The sequence below is a fragment of the Virgibacillus sp. genome, from assembly GCF_013393565.1.
Classification (GTDB): domain Bacteria; phylum Bacillota; class Bacilli; order Bacillales; family Amphibacillaceae; genus Virgibacillus; species Virgibacillus dokdonensis.
Genome location: NZ_JABXHF010000009.1, coordinates 1 through 14,033 on the forward strand (window position 1 = coordinate 1; position 14,033 = coordinate 14,033).

The 14,033-nt window shown below is 33.9% G+C and carries 15 protein-coding genes; 8 read left to right on the top strand and 7 right to left on the bottom strand.

Annotation, left to right across the window (positions count from 1 at the left end; translation table 11 throughout):
• The 3 genes from HLX49_RS03175 to HLX49_RS03185 form a co-directional block, all read left to right on the top strand.
• Positions 1–329, top strand: a 329-nt coding sequence (locus HLX49_RS03175; protein WP_296360792.1) for a phosphate acyltransferase, incomplete at its 5' end; no start/stop codon positions are given.
• Entirely contained in the window at positions 268–1,365 is a 1,098-nt protein-coding gene (gene buk / locus HLX49_RS03180) for a butyrate kinase (protein ID WP_101932994.1), read from the top strand. The genes HLX49_RS03175 and buk, both read left to right, overlap by 62 nt.
• Before the next feature lie 20 nt (positions 1,366–1,385).
• On the top strand, positions 1,386–2,318 hold the full coding sequence (locus HLX49_RS03185) for a 2-dehydropantoate 2-reductase (protein WP_296360793.1): 933 nt from the start codon (positions 1,386–1,388) through the stop codon (positions 2,316–2,318).
• Positions 2,319–2,632: 314 nt separating this feature from the next.
• On the opposite strand, the gene HLX49_RS03190 is transcribed toward HLX49_RS03185, so the two are convergent.
• Positions 2,633–3,517: a LysR family transcriptional regulator gene (locus HLX49_RS03190; RefSeq protein ID WP_073011989.1), complete on the bottom strand. Its 885-nt coding sequence runs from the start codon at positions 3,515–3,517 to the stop codon at positions 2,633–2,635.
• A gap of 522 nt (positions 3,518–4,039) precedes the next feature.
• Between HLX49_RS03190 and HLX49_RS03195 the strand changes: the two genes are divergently transcribed.
• Together HLX49_RS03195 and HLX49_RS03200 are read left to right on the top strand one after the other, a co-directional pair.
• Entirely contained in the window at positions 4,040–4,555 is a 516-nt protein-coding gene (locus HLX49_RS03195; RefSeq protein WP_073011991.1) for an acid shock protein, read from the top strand.
• Between the two features lie 242 nt (positions 4,556–4,797).
• A complete protein-coding gene (locus HLX49_RS03200) occupies positions 4,798–5,502 on the top strand; it encodes a ferredoxin reductase domain-containing protein (protein ID WP_101932992.1) in 705 nt (234 codons plus the stop codon).
• A 226-nt stretch (positions 5,503–5,728) separates the two neighbouring features.
• On the opposite strand, the gene HLX49_RS03205 is transcribed toward HLX49_RS03200, so the two are convergent.
• The 6 genes from HLX49_RS03205 to HLX49_RS03230 form a co-directional block, all read right to left on the bottom strand.
• Positions 5,729–6,661 (bottom strand): EamA family transporter, encoded by a 933-nt coding sequence (locus HLX49_RS03205; RefSeq protein ID WP_296360794.1) that lies wholly within the window; start codon positions 6,659–6,661, stop codon positions 5,729–5,731.
• A gap of 135 nt (positions 6,662–6,796) precedes the next feature.
• Positions 6,797–7,261 carry a MarR family winged helix-turn-helix transcriptional regulator gene (locus tag HLX49_RS03210; RefSeq protein WP_077706660.1) on the bottom strand — a complete coding sequence of 155 codons (465 nt, stop codon included), beginning with the start codon at positions 7,259–7,261 and terminating at the stop codon, positions 6,797–6,799.
• 316 nt (positions 7,262–7,577) lie between these two features.
• Complete coding sequence (gene isdG, locus HLX49_RS03215) at positions 7,578–7,898, bottom strand: heme oxygenase (protein ID WP_101932990.1); 321 nt, start codon at positions 7,896–7,898, stop codon at positions 7,578–7,580.
• A 4-nt stretch (positions 7,899–7,902) separates the two neighbouring features.
• Positions 7,903–8,679, bottom strand: a complete 777-nt coding sequence (locus tag HLX49_RS03220) for an ABC transporter ATP-binding protein (protein WP_077706658.1) — start codon at positions 8,677–8,679, stop codon at positions 7,903–7,905.
• Positions 8,679–9,674 (bottom strand): FecCD family ABC transporter permease, encoded by a 996-nt coding sequence (locus HLX49_RS03225; RefSeq protein WP_296360795.1) that lies wholly within the window; start codon positions 9,672–9,674, stop codon positions 8,679–8,681. Before HLX49_RS03225 ends, HLX49_RS03220 begins: the two co-directional genes overlap by 1 nt.
• A gap of 4 nt (positions 9,675–9,678) precedes the next feature.
• On the bottom strand, positions 9,679–10,626 hold the full coding sequence (locus HLX49_RS03230) for an ABC transporter substrate-binding protein (protein WP_101932989.1): 948 nt from the start codon (positions 10,624–10,626) through the stop codon (positions 9,679–9,681).
• Positions 10,627–10,935: 309 nt separating this feature from the next.
• On the opposite strand from HLX49_RS03230, the gene HLX49_RS03235 reads away from it, so the two are divergent.
• Genes HLX49_RS03235 through HLX49_RS03245 form a run of 3 tightly spaced genes read left to right on the top strand, consistent with a single transcriptional unit; the run spans position 10,936 to position 13,979 of the window.
• Positions 10,936–11,625: an NEAT domain-containing protein gene (locus HLX49_RS03235; RefSeq protein ID WP_296360796.1), complete on the top strand. Its 690-nt coding sequence runs from the start codon at positions 10,936–10,938 to the stop codon at positions 11,623–11,625.
• Positions 11,622–12,266 (top strand): heme uptake protein IsdC, encoded by a 645-nt coding sequence (gene isdC / locus HLX49_RS03240; RefSeq protein ID WP_077706654.1) that lies wholly within the window; start codon positions 11,622–11,624, stop codon positions 12,264–12,266. Before HLX49_RS03235 ends, isdC begins: the two co-directional genes overlap by 4 nt.
• 24 nt (positions 12,267–12,290) lie before the next feature.
• Positions 12,291–13,979 (top strand): NEAT domain-containing protein, encoded by a 1,689-nt coding sequence (locus tag HLX49_RS03245; RefSeq protein ID WP_296360797.1) that lies wholly within the window; start codon positions 12,291–12,293, stop codon positions 13,977–13,979.
• Positions 13,980–14,033 lie beyond the last annotated feature (54 nt).

Sequence of the window (14,033 nt, forward strand, 5' to 3'; positions counted from 1 at the left end):
TCAGACCTTCCATTGCGACTGAAAAAGGATACCAAGGAGAAATTAACGGGGATGCAGATGTATTAGTTGCTTCTGATGTTGTAGCCGGTAATACACTATCCAAAAGTATGCTCCTACTTGCTAACGGCACAATGGCTGGCATTATTCTTGGGGCTCAAGTTCCAATTGTTTTAACATCTAGAAGTTCAAGTACACTGGAAAAACGATATTCTCTTCTGTTGGCATTACAAATTAGCCATGCACAAAAAGAGGAAGGAGTAAATGAAGATGGCGGATCGTATTCTATCTATAAATCCTGGAGCAACATCAACAAAACTTGCATATTTTGAAAATGATGAATTGATTTTAAGTAAAGAATTAACCTATTCCTATGATGATATTGCTAAATACGATTCTATCATGGATCAATATGATTTTCGATTTAGAGAGATTACCATGTGGTTAACAGAACAAAACATGACGAATGGTTCTTTCGATGCGGTTGTAGGTCGTGGAGGATTGTTACCTCCAGTTAATGCAGGTGCATATATTGTTGATGACGCAATGATAGATTGTTTAAAAAATCGTCCTGTCTTACAACACGCTTCAAATTTGGGAGCTACGCTGGCAAAAGGGGTTGCTCAAGCGTTTGGCACATTGGATTGTATGGCCTATATATATGATCCTGTAACGGTTGATCAAATGGATGATGTTGCACGAATTTCAGGGGTTGCAGACATAGAGCGTAAAAGTATTGGTCATGTGTTAAATATGCGAGCTGTCTGTATGAAAATTGCAGAAGAAAAGTTACAGAAGCCTTATGAAGAAAGCAATCTTATTGTAGCACATGTTGGCGGAGGAAGTTCAGCTAGTGTTCATAAAAACGGCCGTATGATTGATCTTGTATCTGATGATGAAGGTTTATTTTCAACAGAACGTTCTGGCGGTCTCCCATTAAAAGAAGTTATTCCATTGTGTTTTGAACGTACGAAAAAAGAAATGACGGATTTGACACGGAAAAAAGGTGGACTTGTCTCTTATTTTGGTACAAATGACGCTCGTATTGTTGAGGAAAAAGCTAAAAATGGGGATGAAAAAGCAAAACTTGTTTTAGAGGCGATGGCTTACCAAATAGCAAAGACAATTGGTGAACTCGCTACGGTTCTTTACGGAAAAGTGGATGGAATTATTATGACTGGTGGACTTGCTTATTCGGAGTTTATTACCGGTCTGGTGAAAGATAGAACCTCTTTTATTGCCCCTGTTTTCTTTGTTCCGGGGGAAGCAGAAATGGTAGCACTTGCTAAAGGAGCGAGGCGTGTTTTAGTTGGTCAAGAAAAAGCGCAAGTTTTTAAAGAACACGACAGAAAGGCAATTGTTGTGTAAAAAAAGTAGTAGGTGAGATAATGAAAATAGCAATCGCAGGATCTGGAGCGTTGGGTAGTCGGTTTGGCTACATGCTTTACGAAGCAGGAAATGATGTTATCTTAATTGATAAATGGAAAGAACATATTGATTCCATTCGGGAAAATGGTCTCATCGTTCAAGATGGAAATAACAGAAAAATAGTTAACATTCCTATCTTTTATCCCCATGAAGTGGCTGAGGAAGTTGATCTTGTCTTCGTTTTCACAAAATCAATGGGTTTGCAGGATATGCTAGAGGACATAAAACCAATTTTAGGGGAAAATACAAGTGTGATTAGTTTACTAAATGGAATTGGCCATGAAGATATATTAAAAGAATACCTTCCTGTTAAAAACATTTTTATGGGTGTGACCATTTATACTTCAGGATTGAAAGGTTCTGGCCACGTTATCTTTGAGGGATCTGGCACCATTGAAATTCAGAACTTTACACCAGGAGATCGTGAAGAGAAAAAGGCCTTACAACTTGTAGGTATGCTCAATCAAGCTGGTTTTAAAGCATACTATAGTGAGGATGTTAAATATTCTATTTGGAGAAAAGCATGTGTTAATGGAGCGATGAATGCAATTTGTGCACTACTTGATTGTAACTTGGCAGAGTTCGTATCAACGAATCAAGCCGAAATGATTATTCGTCATATCGCGAAGGAGTTTGTTAAAGTAGCCAAGGAAAAGGGAACAATACTAGATGAGGATGATATAGTTGAATATATTTTACAGTCTTCTAGAAAAGTTGGAAGTCACTATCCCTCCATGCACCAAGATCTCATTCAAAACCATCGTTTAACAGAAGTGGATTTTTTAAATGGTGCTGTAGCCCGAATGTCGAAAGAACTTAGCTTTGAGACTCCATATAATACATTAATTACGCAATTAATACACGCTAAGGAACAAATCATAATGGATGAATAGTGTTTGTTCTTCGTTATAGGGTACGAGATAACAAGGTAATTTAGGGTATAGAAGAGCGGTCATGATCATGACAAGTATGAGCCAATATCTCTTTGATGCTGTCTCCTTAGTCATGAATGATGCCCGCTCGTTGTCAAATCGATTGCGAATGTATCTTGTAGATTCCTAACATAAGTAGCGAGGAATTATAGCAATTCATAAAACCCAATTTTGAGGTGTTCTATGACAATCATTTTAAAATAACCTACCTTTATCTGTTATTCGCATAATTTTTTAAAAAACGAAAAATTTAGTTGGATTTCAAATAATTTTAGTTAATTCTTTTTTATCGTATCAATGAAACGTATAGCAATATCTTTTAAGTGTTCATTTTTTCTTTTTGCAATTCCTATTTTAAAATAATTTGCTTTATCATTAAGCGGTATCCATTTTAAATTGTTATAGTTACTCAGGCGTTCAAGTGCTTTTGGCATTAAGGTGACACCACCTGTAATAAGCGTATTCTGTAATAAAACTTCCCAGTTGTCATTCATAAAAATAATATTTGGTTGAAATCCATTTTCCTGACAGGATTTATGAAGTATTTTTCCCAATACGTAATTAGAAGAAAATGAACAAATGGAAGCACCCTTTAAATCGGAGAATTGTATGGATTTTTTCTCAGCTAATGGATGGTTAAAAGGCATGACAACAGCGACTGAGTAATCTGGATTAGAAGTGTTCAAGTTTTCAATAGTAATGGAAGGCTCATAAATAGGGAAAGATAATAATCCAATATCTAGTTCCTTGTTGGCGAGCATTTTTTGCAATTTAATAGATCCAGTTTGAATAAGGGATACTTCAACTTCAGGATGGGTAGAAGTAAAATGAACAATTTCTTTCATATATTGAATAGCAAAAAGAACAGTTAGGCCAACTTTTAGTGTTTTGTTTTCCTTTTGATGGAGTTGCTGAATGGTTTCTGTTAATTCATCTACATGAATAAGAATGTCTTTTCCTTTTTCATAGAATATGTTTCCTGCCTCGGTTAGTTTTAACCCTTGATTTGTTTGATAAAATAAACGAACGTTTAATTCTTCTTCTAGCTTTTGTATGTTCCAACTTAAGGTTGGTTGCGTCACAAATAAATTATTTGCTGCTTCTGAATAACTTTTAGAGTTTGCAATGGCTACAAAGTATCTAATTTGTCGAAGCTCCATAGTAACAAGCCCTTTCTTTTATCATAGATTAAATCCGTATTGATCAATTAATCACAGCAATAAAACTATGTATAGGGTGATGATTCTATTATAAAATGAACGGTTAAAAAAATAAACTTTCATAAAATTATTATTAATTGATAGAAGGATAGTAGTAGTTTTCAAGTCTTAAATTTTATTTTCAAAGGGGGTTTTCTGCGATTTTTATGGATAAAATTCTTTTAAGGATTTTAAAATACATGGAAGTCGAGAAGATTTAAATTTGGTTCTCTTGCGTTCTTGGAGATAATTGAAGCAAAAAGCTAAGATATTTGGAGCATTTCTATGACAGCTTTATGCTTTACATCGGCATGCACTATATGAAAGTAGAAATGTTCATTGGCAAATATATTCCTAATGAATGTCGTGTGTTTTTTCACTGCACGTACATGATATTTTGCTTGCTTAGAAACCATTTTTATCTTGCAAAATCTTCCTCCATACAGCATAATATTTTTATACTACTGCTTGGAGGATACAGATTTGAAAAAAGTATTGTTTTTAATTGTTATTAGTATTTTGAGCCTTTCATTGGCTGCTTGTTCTGGAGAAACTGAGAGCGAAGCAAAGGCAGAAAATGAAAAAGAGACGGAGCAAGAAAATAAGGAACAAGAAGAGGCAGATAATCAAAAGACGGAAGAGAAACAAGAACAAAACAAAGGTATGAATGTGGATAAAGCAACACAATTATTAGAGGATCATGTATTAGAAGAAAATGATGAAATACAAAAATTAACGATGAACGATGGAGAAATAAAAGCTTCCATTATAATTGGCGATAACGACACGATAAATGATAAAACTTTGTTAGCTCAAATTGCTTATAGTAGTGCCGGTGATGAATTTTTGCAACATGAAGGCTGGGAAGTACTAACCATAGATTTTGTTGATCTTGCTGAAGTATCGATGCATCGAAATGAACAAGAAACCGATGAAAATGATTTTGTTTATTTTCCAATGGATAAAATAATTGATCAGTTTGAGTCAGAAGCAAACTAAATACAAGATTTTTAAAAGGAAAACTAGAACAATAAAATATATATTACGAAAAGGCATCTTGACAAGGTGTCTTTTTTCACTATAGGAAAGTAAATACATCATTTAGTTTGCGGCTTTTGCTTTGTTAGAAAACTTAAGTCGCTAGATTTTATGATATAATCATATAATTAATTGAGAATAGTTATCAATTGCTGTATATTTGATAGTAACAAATCTATATAATGGAATAAGGAGAATATATCATGCAAATATACTGGACTAAAATAAATAAGATTATTGAAGAAGCCCCTGAAGTTAAAACGTACCTGCTAGACTGTCCGAAAGGCTTTACATGGGAAGAAGGTTCCCACACTCATTTTGCGCTGGAAGGTTTTAATGCAGGAGATAAACCAAACCGCTCCCTGATTCGCCACATGTCAATCTCAACTTTACCGAACGAAAATTCAATTGGGATTACGACACGCATCAGAGAGCAGTGTTCGGAGTTTAAAACGATTTTAAGGAATCTTGAAGTGGGCAATCAAGTTGCAATATTTAAAACGCATTCAAATGTACCCCTTAAAAGAGAAGACAAAAATGTTTATCTGCTGTCATCAGGTGTCGGTTTGGCAACTTTCAGACCATTGGTGCTTGAGTATTTCGAACGTGCGGACAACGTCAAACACATTCATTCTCTGAACATCGATTCATCGCAAGGTTTTTTATTCACTAATATTTTTGAATCTTCATTGGACAAGAAGTTCACATCACAATTTGTCGATAATCGTAAAGAATATTATGAAGAAGTGAAAAATCTTTCTGCAGACAAGGATGGACTATTCTATGTTGTAGGTAGCGACGAATTCATTGTGCAGAATATGGAGGTGTTGCGTGAGCAGGGCATTAAGGTGGGACAGATTATGCTCGACAAGCATGAACGACAGATGTCTGAATTTTTACCAATGTAAGAAGCTGTAAAACTCTCATTGCAAGAATTGCAAATGTATGTGGACAAATCTAATGCAGATAAAAGCAATAGATCTTCCTATCGTAAAAGTACTTTTAGGTTATGGGTACGGCTAATCAGTGGGGGGAAGAATCCCCCACTTTTGAAGATGAAATTTAAGTTGATCATAGATTTATCAACATGTATTTTTGGAACCAGTCAGAAGTAAAAATTTATCGTTAGTTAGCTCACATATTAATTGCGATCAATATTGTTCCAAAGAGCATTATAAAAATGGTTAGCCAAGTACCTATAGTAATTGATTCAATCCCTTTAAAAATAGCTGCACTAATTAAAATAGTAATTAATGGTTCTGTAGCTGCAATTACACTTACATAGGAAACTTCCATCGTTTGCGCAGCCAGGAAAAAGAATAGTGGACCAAGACTTGTTAGAACGCCAGCAGTTAAATAGAAAGGGTTCCTCGTAGTAAAGCTCTTCTTTAATTTTGCTGCTGTAAATTCTTTGCGAACGGTTTTATAAAGAATTAAGAAAATAAAAGAAGCCAAAGCTCCTATCCATGCACCTAAAAATGCGTCATTCGTTTCTATTAAGCCTTGTTTACGAAATCCTTGACCAACTCCGAAAGTTAAAGCTGATAATAAAGCCAACCCTACGCCTAGATACTGATGTTTCTTAGAATGAACTGTAAAGGAATTAGGGATATGTTCTTGTTTCGATGTCTTAGACGTGGAAATTCTTATTCCTTCATTAATTATTCCTCCAAGTAGGAGTACCATTCCAACGCCTGGTAAAAACGCAATATTTTCTTTAATAATAATAAGGGCAAACAAAGTTGTAAAAATGGGCGTTGAGTTACGAATTGCCGATGCTTTTGATGGTCCTATATATGAAATGCTTGAAAATAATGTAAATCTACCTATCCCTGTTGTACATAATCCAGCAAGTGAAAAGAAGAAGATAGCTGTCCATGAAAACTCAAAATTCCATCCTCTTATTCCAATAACAATGAAGCATAATAAACCCAAAAGAATTATATTTATGATAACAGTAATAAATAAGCCATTATCGTTATGAGTATCTCGCATGATACCTTTCTTTACAACCACGTTGTTTATAGCAAACGTGCAGGCTGATAAAATTGCAAAAGTAATCCCCATATTATCTCTCCTCAATAAAAATATGTTTTTTGAAATAGGAATCTTGTTCGTTAAATAGTTTAGGTGCTAAACTATTTAATTTTAAAAATCCCCCATCTGCAATTAAAACTGATCTACTACTTGCAGATGGGGCATTCAATCATCTACTTCGTCTAGTAATGATGAAAAAATCTTTATACATTTTTCAAAAATAGCAATTTCGTCAGCATTTAGCTGTTTACTAAGTTTTTGGTAAAAGTTCTGATGAAGTTCCATATGTGCTCGAAAAGCTACTACTCCCTTTTCAGTTAATGAAATTAACACTGCTCTTGAATCTTCGGGATGTGAAGTCCGAAAAACAATTTCTTTCTTTTCCAACCGACTAATAATCTGTGTGATTGCTCCTTTGGTAATTCCAAGTCGTTCTGCAATCTGGCTCATAAGTACATTTCCGTCTTCTCCAATTGCATCTACTGCATGAATCTCACTTGGAGTCAACGTACCTGCTTTACCAAAGGTACGAGGGTTTCGTTCGAGTCGTTGAAGTTGCAAGATTAATCTACCGATATGCTGGCTGTTAGGGATTAAATCGTTATTTGTAATGTATTTTTTATTCTTCATGTTATTTAGTATAGTACCTAAACTAAATAAAAGCAATTACTTTATGATATCAAAATTTAAGAATAAAGCGAGACAATGAAAAACAAGCCATGATATATTCAATCTATATAACCTGTGTTATAACTTGTTCCGTAGCACTCTTCTCTGAGAGCCTCACAGCATTTATATGCAAAGGTAAAGGTAGTAAAATCATCCCTATTTGTGTTCTAACAAATAGGGGTGAAGTTCACTACAGTTGATATTTCATATCGGGGTGTGAAAATATTTTCAAACACCTATTTCTTTTAGTTATATAAATACAGGTTCATATACTAATTTACGCAGAAGCGATTGGTTTACGAATGATTTTGACTTCGTAATAAGAGATGGTATTGGTAATAATGTATTCAGGTTTTCCGCCATCATGCGTATGTGCTTTTTTAAAAGCATCGCTCTTTATCCATTTTTTAAAAGAACTTTCTGAGTCCCATCGAGTTACGATATTTACCTCATCGTAATCATTTAATTTATCTGTTATTAGTACTTCAAGTCCCAAAAATCCTTGCATTGATTCAATATGACCTACTTTATTAAAACGCTCTATCAGCTTATGTGCTTGATTTTTTTTGATTTTCGTCGTATTTGTAACAATGTACACGATGTTACCTCCTTATATTAGGTATGATTAGTGGATAACCATCTTCAAATTTAATTCGTGCTTGTAGATTATAGACACTTTGTAAAAATTCTTTCGTTAACACTTCGTTGGGGATACCGCGTTGTACTATTTTACCTTGTTTTAATGCAATCATATAATTACTGTATGTTGCTGCTTGTTGTAAATCATGCAAAACCATAATAATAGTTATATTAAAATGCTTGTTAATATATTGCAGGAGTTCCATAACTTCAAATTGGTGTGAAATATCTAAATAAGTTGTTGGCTCATCCAACAATAAGATACTAGTTTTTTGGGCTAAAGCCATTGCAATCCGTACTTTCTGTTGTTCTCCACCAGACAAACTATAAAACAGACGATTTTTATAATTTGTTATATTTGTAATCTGCATCGCCTCAGAAATTATTTGTTCATCTTCCATAGATAATTGATTGCTAAAAAAATGTTTATATGGTGATCTACCAAAAGAAATGAGTTCTTTAACTGTTAAATTAGGTAGTTGATTTTTTGACTGCTGTAACATAGTAATTTTTTGCGCGAACTCTTTATTTTTATAACACTGGGCTTCTTTTTCATATATATAAACAGAACCTTGATCTGCCTTAAGTAGATTACTAATAATTTTTAAAAGCGTTGATTTACCTGAACCATTTGGCCCTACGATAGAACTAATTTTTTGGTTCGGAATAGTCAAAGAGATGTTATCCAATTTAAAATGATGGACATTTAATGAAATACAATTGGTTTGGATAGCATTCATCACAATATCCTCCGTTTCTTGAGTAAATATAAAAAGAACGGTGCTCCGAGGCAAGCAAGTAATATGCCAACGGGTATTTCAATCGGATCAAACCAAGATCGCGCAATAGTGTCTGCCAACACAACGAGTATAGCACCACTGATAATACTTAAAGGTAATAAAAAGATATAATCATCACCAATTAAAAGTCGAATCACATGTGGAATAACTAATCCGACAAATCCCACTAGTCCAGCTACACTAACAGCTACACCTGCTAATAAAGAAGCTAGTGTGATGAGTAAAAAACGTTGTATTTCTACATGTTCTCCTAAAAGTTTAGCTGAGTCATCACCAAGCAGTAGAACATTTGCAGGTTTAATAGCCAATACGGATAGAAGAAGCGCAAAAAGAGCATATGGAGCCATAAATTCCAGTTGATACCACCCTTTGCCAGTTAAGCCACCAGAGAGCCAAGGTAAGACAGCTTGAACACGGTCACTATATAAAACCATGATCCCGCTCATGATTGCCCCCAATAAAGCATTTATAGCGACACCGGCAAGTATAATTTTTACAGGAGAAGCGCCACGATCCCACGCTAATAAATAAATTAAGAGTGATGTAAAAAGTGCGCCGATAAATGCAGCTATAGGTAATAAGTTGATGAACTGTGGTAACAAAACCATCGTAATTATTGCTGCAAGTCCAGCACCAGATGAGACGCCAATGATTCCAGGATCAGCTAATGGATTTTTCATAACACCCTGTAATATAGCACCTGAAGCTGCTAAACACGCTCCTGTGAGTAATCCAATTAATACTCGTGGTAGGCGTATATCCATAATTATTTTTTTCTGCATGGTGTTTTCCTCTGTAAACAATGCAGTCCATATTTCTGTGAGAGAAATGGAAATTGGGCCATAAGAAATACCATACAGAGTGACAAGTATTAAGAGAAGAGGAGTAATAATCGTTATATATTTCCTACGCATACTTCTTTTTTGCACTGACATCCCACTATTCCCTCGTGTTTTTTAGTACATCATATAGATAATCAATGGATTCAATTACTTTTGTTCCAGGATTTGTTCCAAACAGATTAGAAGGAAGAATAACCAGGCGATTATTTTTCACAGCATCCAGTTCATCCCAGCCGGCTGTTTGCGACATTTCCTTTATTAAACTCTCTTTTACTTTTTCTGGATTGCCATGTGTCATTAAAAGAATGATTTCTGGATTGGATTCTATAATTCTCTCTGTGTTTAATTGTGCATACTGTGGATACATTTCTAAACTTGGATAATCACTAGCAATATTTATTCCTCCAGCTAATTCTAAAATATTTCCACTGAGAGAATTAGGTAATGCTGCCATGTTGGTTCCAGGTGCACCATAGATCAATAGTGTTCTAGGCTTTTTTTCTACTGTGTTTTCTTTTACTTCTTTTCGTTTGTTATCTATTTTATGTACGATTTGTTGTGCTTTATCTTGTTTGTTTAATAAATCTCCAAATAGAGAAATTTGTTTCTGAATGTCTTGCACCGAATTGGCACTTGTTAATACCATCTCAGCTCCAATATCTTCTACTGCTTGTATGTCCTTCATATTCATTGGATGGTTCCCTAATACGAGGTCAGGTTCTAAGGAAGTTATTTTTTCCAAATCTAAGCTATGATTAGAACCTATTTCCAGAGCGTCTTTAGCCTCGCTAACTATTGTTTTTCCTGATGGGCGACCAACTACTTTATGTCCTAAGGCATAGATAATATCTACGTCGCCATTGCTTAAAGCAACAATTTTTTCTGGTGCTTTTTCCAAAACAATCGTTCGCTTGGAGGAGTCTGTAACGGAAATTGTATCCCCTTTTGATTGCGTTTCATGTTGTTCTGATTGGTCATCCTGATTATTACATCCAACAAGGAATATAAGTAAAAAGAGTAAAGTAATAAATAAATAATTACGCATCTATATACACCCCTATTATTGATTTTCATTCGCAATTATCTGCAATTATATTGATAATGATTATCATTGTCAATATAATTGCAGATAATTGCATAAATAAAGAAAAAAACAGAAATAGTGGTTGACATTACATTTTATTTTGCTAAGGTATTAGTTGATGGGTAATTGAAAATGATTCTCATTATTAATAAAAGGGTGATCGTAATTAATTACAAATAGATTTTAAGACTTAGAAGTTATGAAAACTTCTTTTATTTTAATTCTATTTGAGAATGAGAATCAATATCTTTGGAAGCAGGGGGGGAATAAATGCAAAAACGTTGGTCTGAAATTTTAATACTTATTTTAGTACTCCTGTACTCTGTCTCCCATATTTGGTTTCCTGTAGAAACTAGTTATGCAAAGTCTAAGTTACCAAATGTAGAAGAAGGAGTATACTCATTGGATTACGTTATACTACACGCACAAACAGATTCAGTATCTATTGCCAATGACTATTTTGAGAAACCAGCAACATACATTGTACATAATGGTAAGCATTATATACGGTTTATGTTAAATCATAGTGAGTGGACCAAGGAGTTACAGTCACCTTTAGGGGACTCTTTTGTTGATGTGAAAGTAATTCAAGAGAATAAAAAGGAAAATACAAGAATAGTTCAATTTCAGGTAGATCGAGATTTAACTGAACCCATTGCGTTTAAAATGCATGTGTTTATTGAAACAATGGATCCTGTTTATGATCATCGATATACAGTACGATTTGATTTTGACTTAGATACTTTAAAGAAATTAGATCAACAAACGATAGAAAAAATGGATATAAGTGATGAAGATTTTTTAGCGATGGAAGAAAAGGATTCAAAGGTCTCCAATAAATCAACGGAACCAAAGGAATCAAATACATTGCTCTACGGTACTCTTTTATTGATTGCTTTAATAGTTTTTTCTGTAGTGTTTTATAAAATTAGAAAAAAGATGAGCTCGAAGGAGGAATGAACAAAGTGAAAAAGAAAATAATTTTATTTTTATTAATGTTAATAGCAGTCTTCTCTGTCGAAAGTACATCTATAGAAGCTGCGTCGAATTATGATGAAGGGGAATATAATTTACCTTTCACAGTATTGAAAGGGGATTCAAATGAGAGATCAATGACGAATGATTATTTAAAATCCCCAGGTAAATTAATTGTTAAAAATGGAAAGAATATCGTGCAACTTACTTTGAAGAATAGTTCATGGTGGAAGTCTTTTCATATTCAATCAAAGCCAGTCACTGTTGTCAGTGAGAGTAATGATACAAGGGTTGTTCAGTTTGATGTTGCAGATTTGAATCAGATACTGGATGCAAATATACATGTGGTTGTGCCAGATATAGATTATGACAACAAATATAATATTCGGTTTCAATTTGATACCTCAAGTTTAAAGATGGGAGATAAGACGTCTTCACCTGCAAATAATGAATCTAAGAATAACGTAGAAGCTGAAAAACAATCCACCGATGGAACGAAACATACTGGGAACAAATCAGAACCTGAAAAAAATCCAAAAACTTCAGATAACACCCCTGTTTTCTTATTGACAGCAACGTTATTTGCTTCAGGGTTCGTGATCTTAAGGAAAATATCAGTTAAATAAAAATAAACAGAAAAGAGGAGAAAGATGAAAAAATTAGGGGCTTTGTTTTTAGTTGCCATCTTAATCGTTATGGGCATTACTTCATCATTATCTTCATTATCAGCTGAGGAAGTTGATAAAGTATTTGCTAATGGAGAATATGAATTACCATTTGAAATTTGGAAAGAAAATGAGGACAAAGTATCAGTAGCTGATGGTTATATGGAGAAGCCAGCCAAACTGTTTATTGAAGAAGGAAAATACAAAATACAAGCTACTTTAAAAAACAGTTCATGGTGGCAGTACTTTAAAGTTAACAATGGGCAAGAATTTGTTGATGTTACAGTCATTAGTGAAAATAAAACAGATAATACACGTCTAGTACAATTTGAAGTTAACAATATTGAAGAAGTTGTAAATGCCAAAGTGCATATTATTGTTACGGGGATCCCCGGATTTGAATATGATAACAAATATAATATTCGCTTTAAATTTGATACGTCAAATATCCCATTGGCAGAAGAGCCAACTAATCCAGAAACGCCAAAGCCAGAAGAACCTGATTCAGAGTTAGAAAAGCCATCTGTTATCGAATTAGAGAATGGGAATTATACAATTAATGTTGCTACGTTACATGCCAAGGAAAATAAACCATCAGGAATGGCACGTTATATCGATGAATCGGCTTTTATATATGTAAAAGATGGAAAAACATATGTGAAACTTACCTTAAAGGATCATCAAACAGTAACTGGATTTCAAATTGATGGACAAGAACCAATACAAGAGGAAATAAATGAACAGCGGAATTCCAGAATTGTCACATATGCACTAAGAGAACTTATTACTCCAATGAAAGCACGGGTTCAGTACAAAGCAGGCGTTCACACGGGTGATCAATTATCTTTTAATGAATCTAGTATAAAAAAGGTAGAAAAAGAAAAACCTACAGATTCAAATGTGGGTCCGAAAGAAGATGCAAATAAAGACAAAAACGAATCAAATAACGATCCAGAGGATAAACATAAAAATAAACATGGAAATAAAAATAAGGAACTTAATCAAAATTCTTCAGACAGACAAAAAATTGATCCAAAGAACTTGAAGAATGGAGAATATTCTATTGCTTATAGAGTGTTAAAACAGGATACAGATCAGAAATCTGTAATGGATGATTATGTCATTAGTCCTGCTAGTTTAAAAGTAAAGGACGGAAAAAAAAGAGTTGCCATTACCTTTAAAAACAGTTCGTGGATTACCGATTTCAAAGTATACCACAATGGAAAGCTAATAAAACCCAAAGTTTTAAGTCATGATCCTAAAGCAGATACTCGTGTGATTGAATTTGCTGTGGAAAATTTAGATAAGAAACTGAATGAGTGGGTAAAAGTAGATATTCCAGAAATAGGTTATCATCATGAATATGATGTGCAATTTCATATTGATCCTAGTTCTATTGAGCTTCTTAGGGGTAGAGAAACGTATCCAAAAATAAAAGTAGAAGACGAAATACAGTTACCAATAAAAAAGCTAAATAATAATGGTCAGGGCCCAAAATTTGATCGTAATGCAGACCAAGGCGATAAACAGGAATTAGCTGCAAAGAAAGATGTAAATAAAACCAATAATCCAACCACTAATGATCCAGCTAAAATTATTTTGTTTGCTAGTTTATTATTTGGTTCGTTTATTCCTATAGCATTTAAATTACGTAAAAAATTCCGTTCTATTTAATAAAAGATTGATATTGGAGTCTTGTCACAATTGACAAGACTCCAGAATGCTATT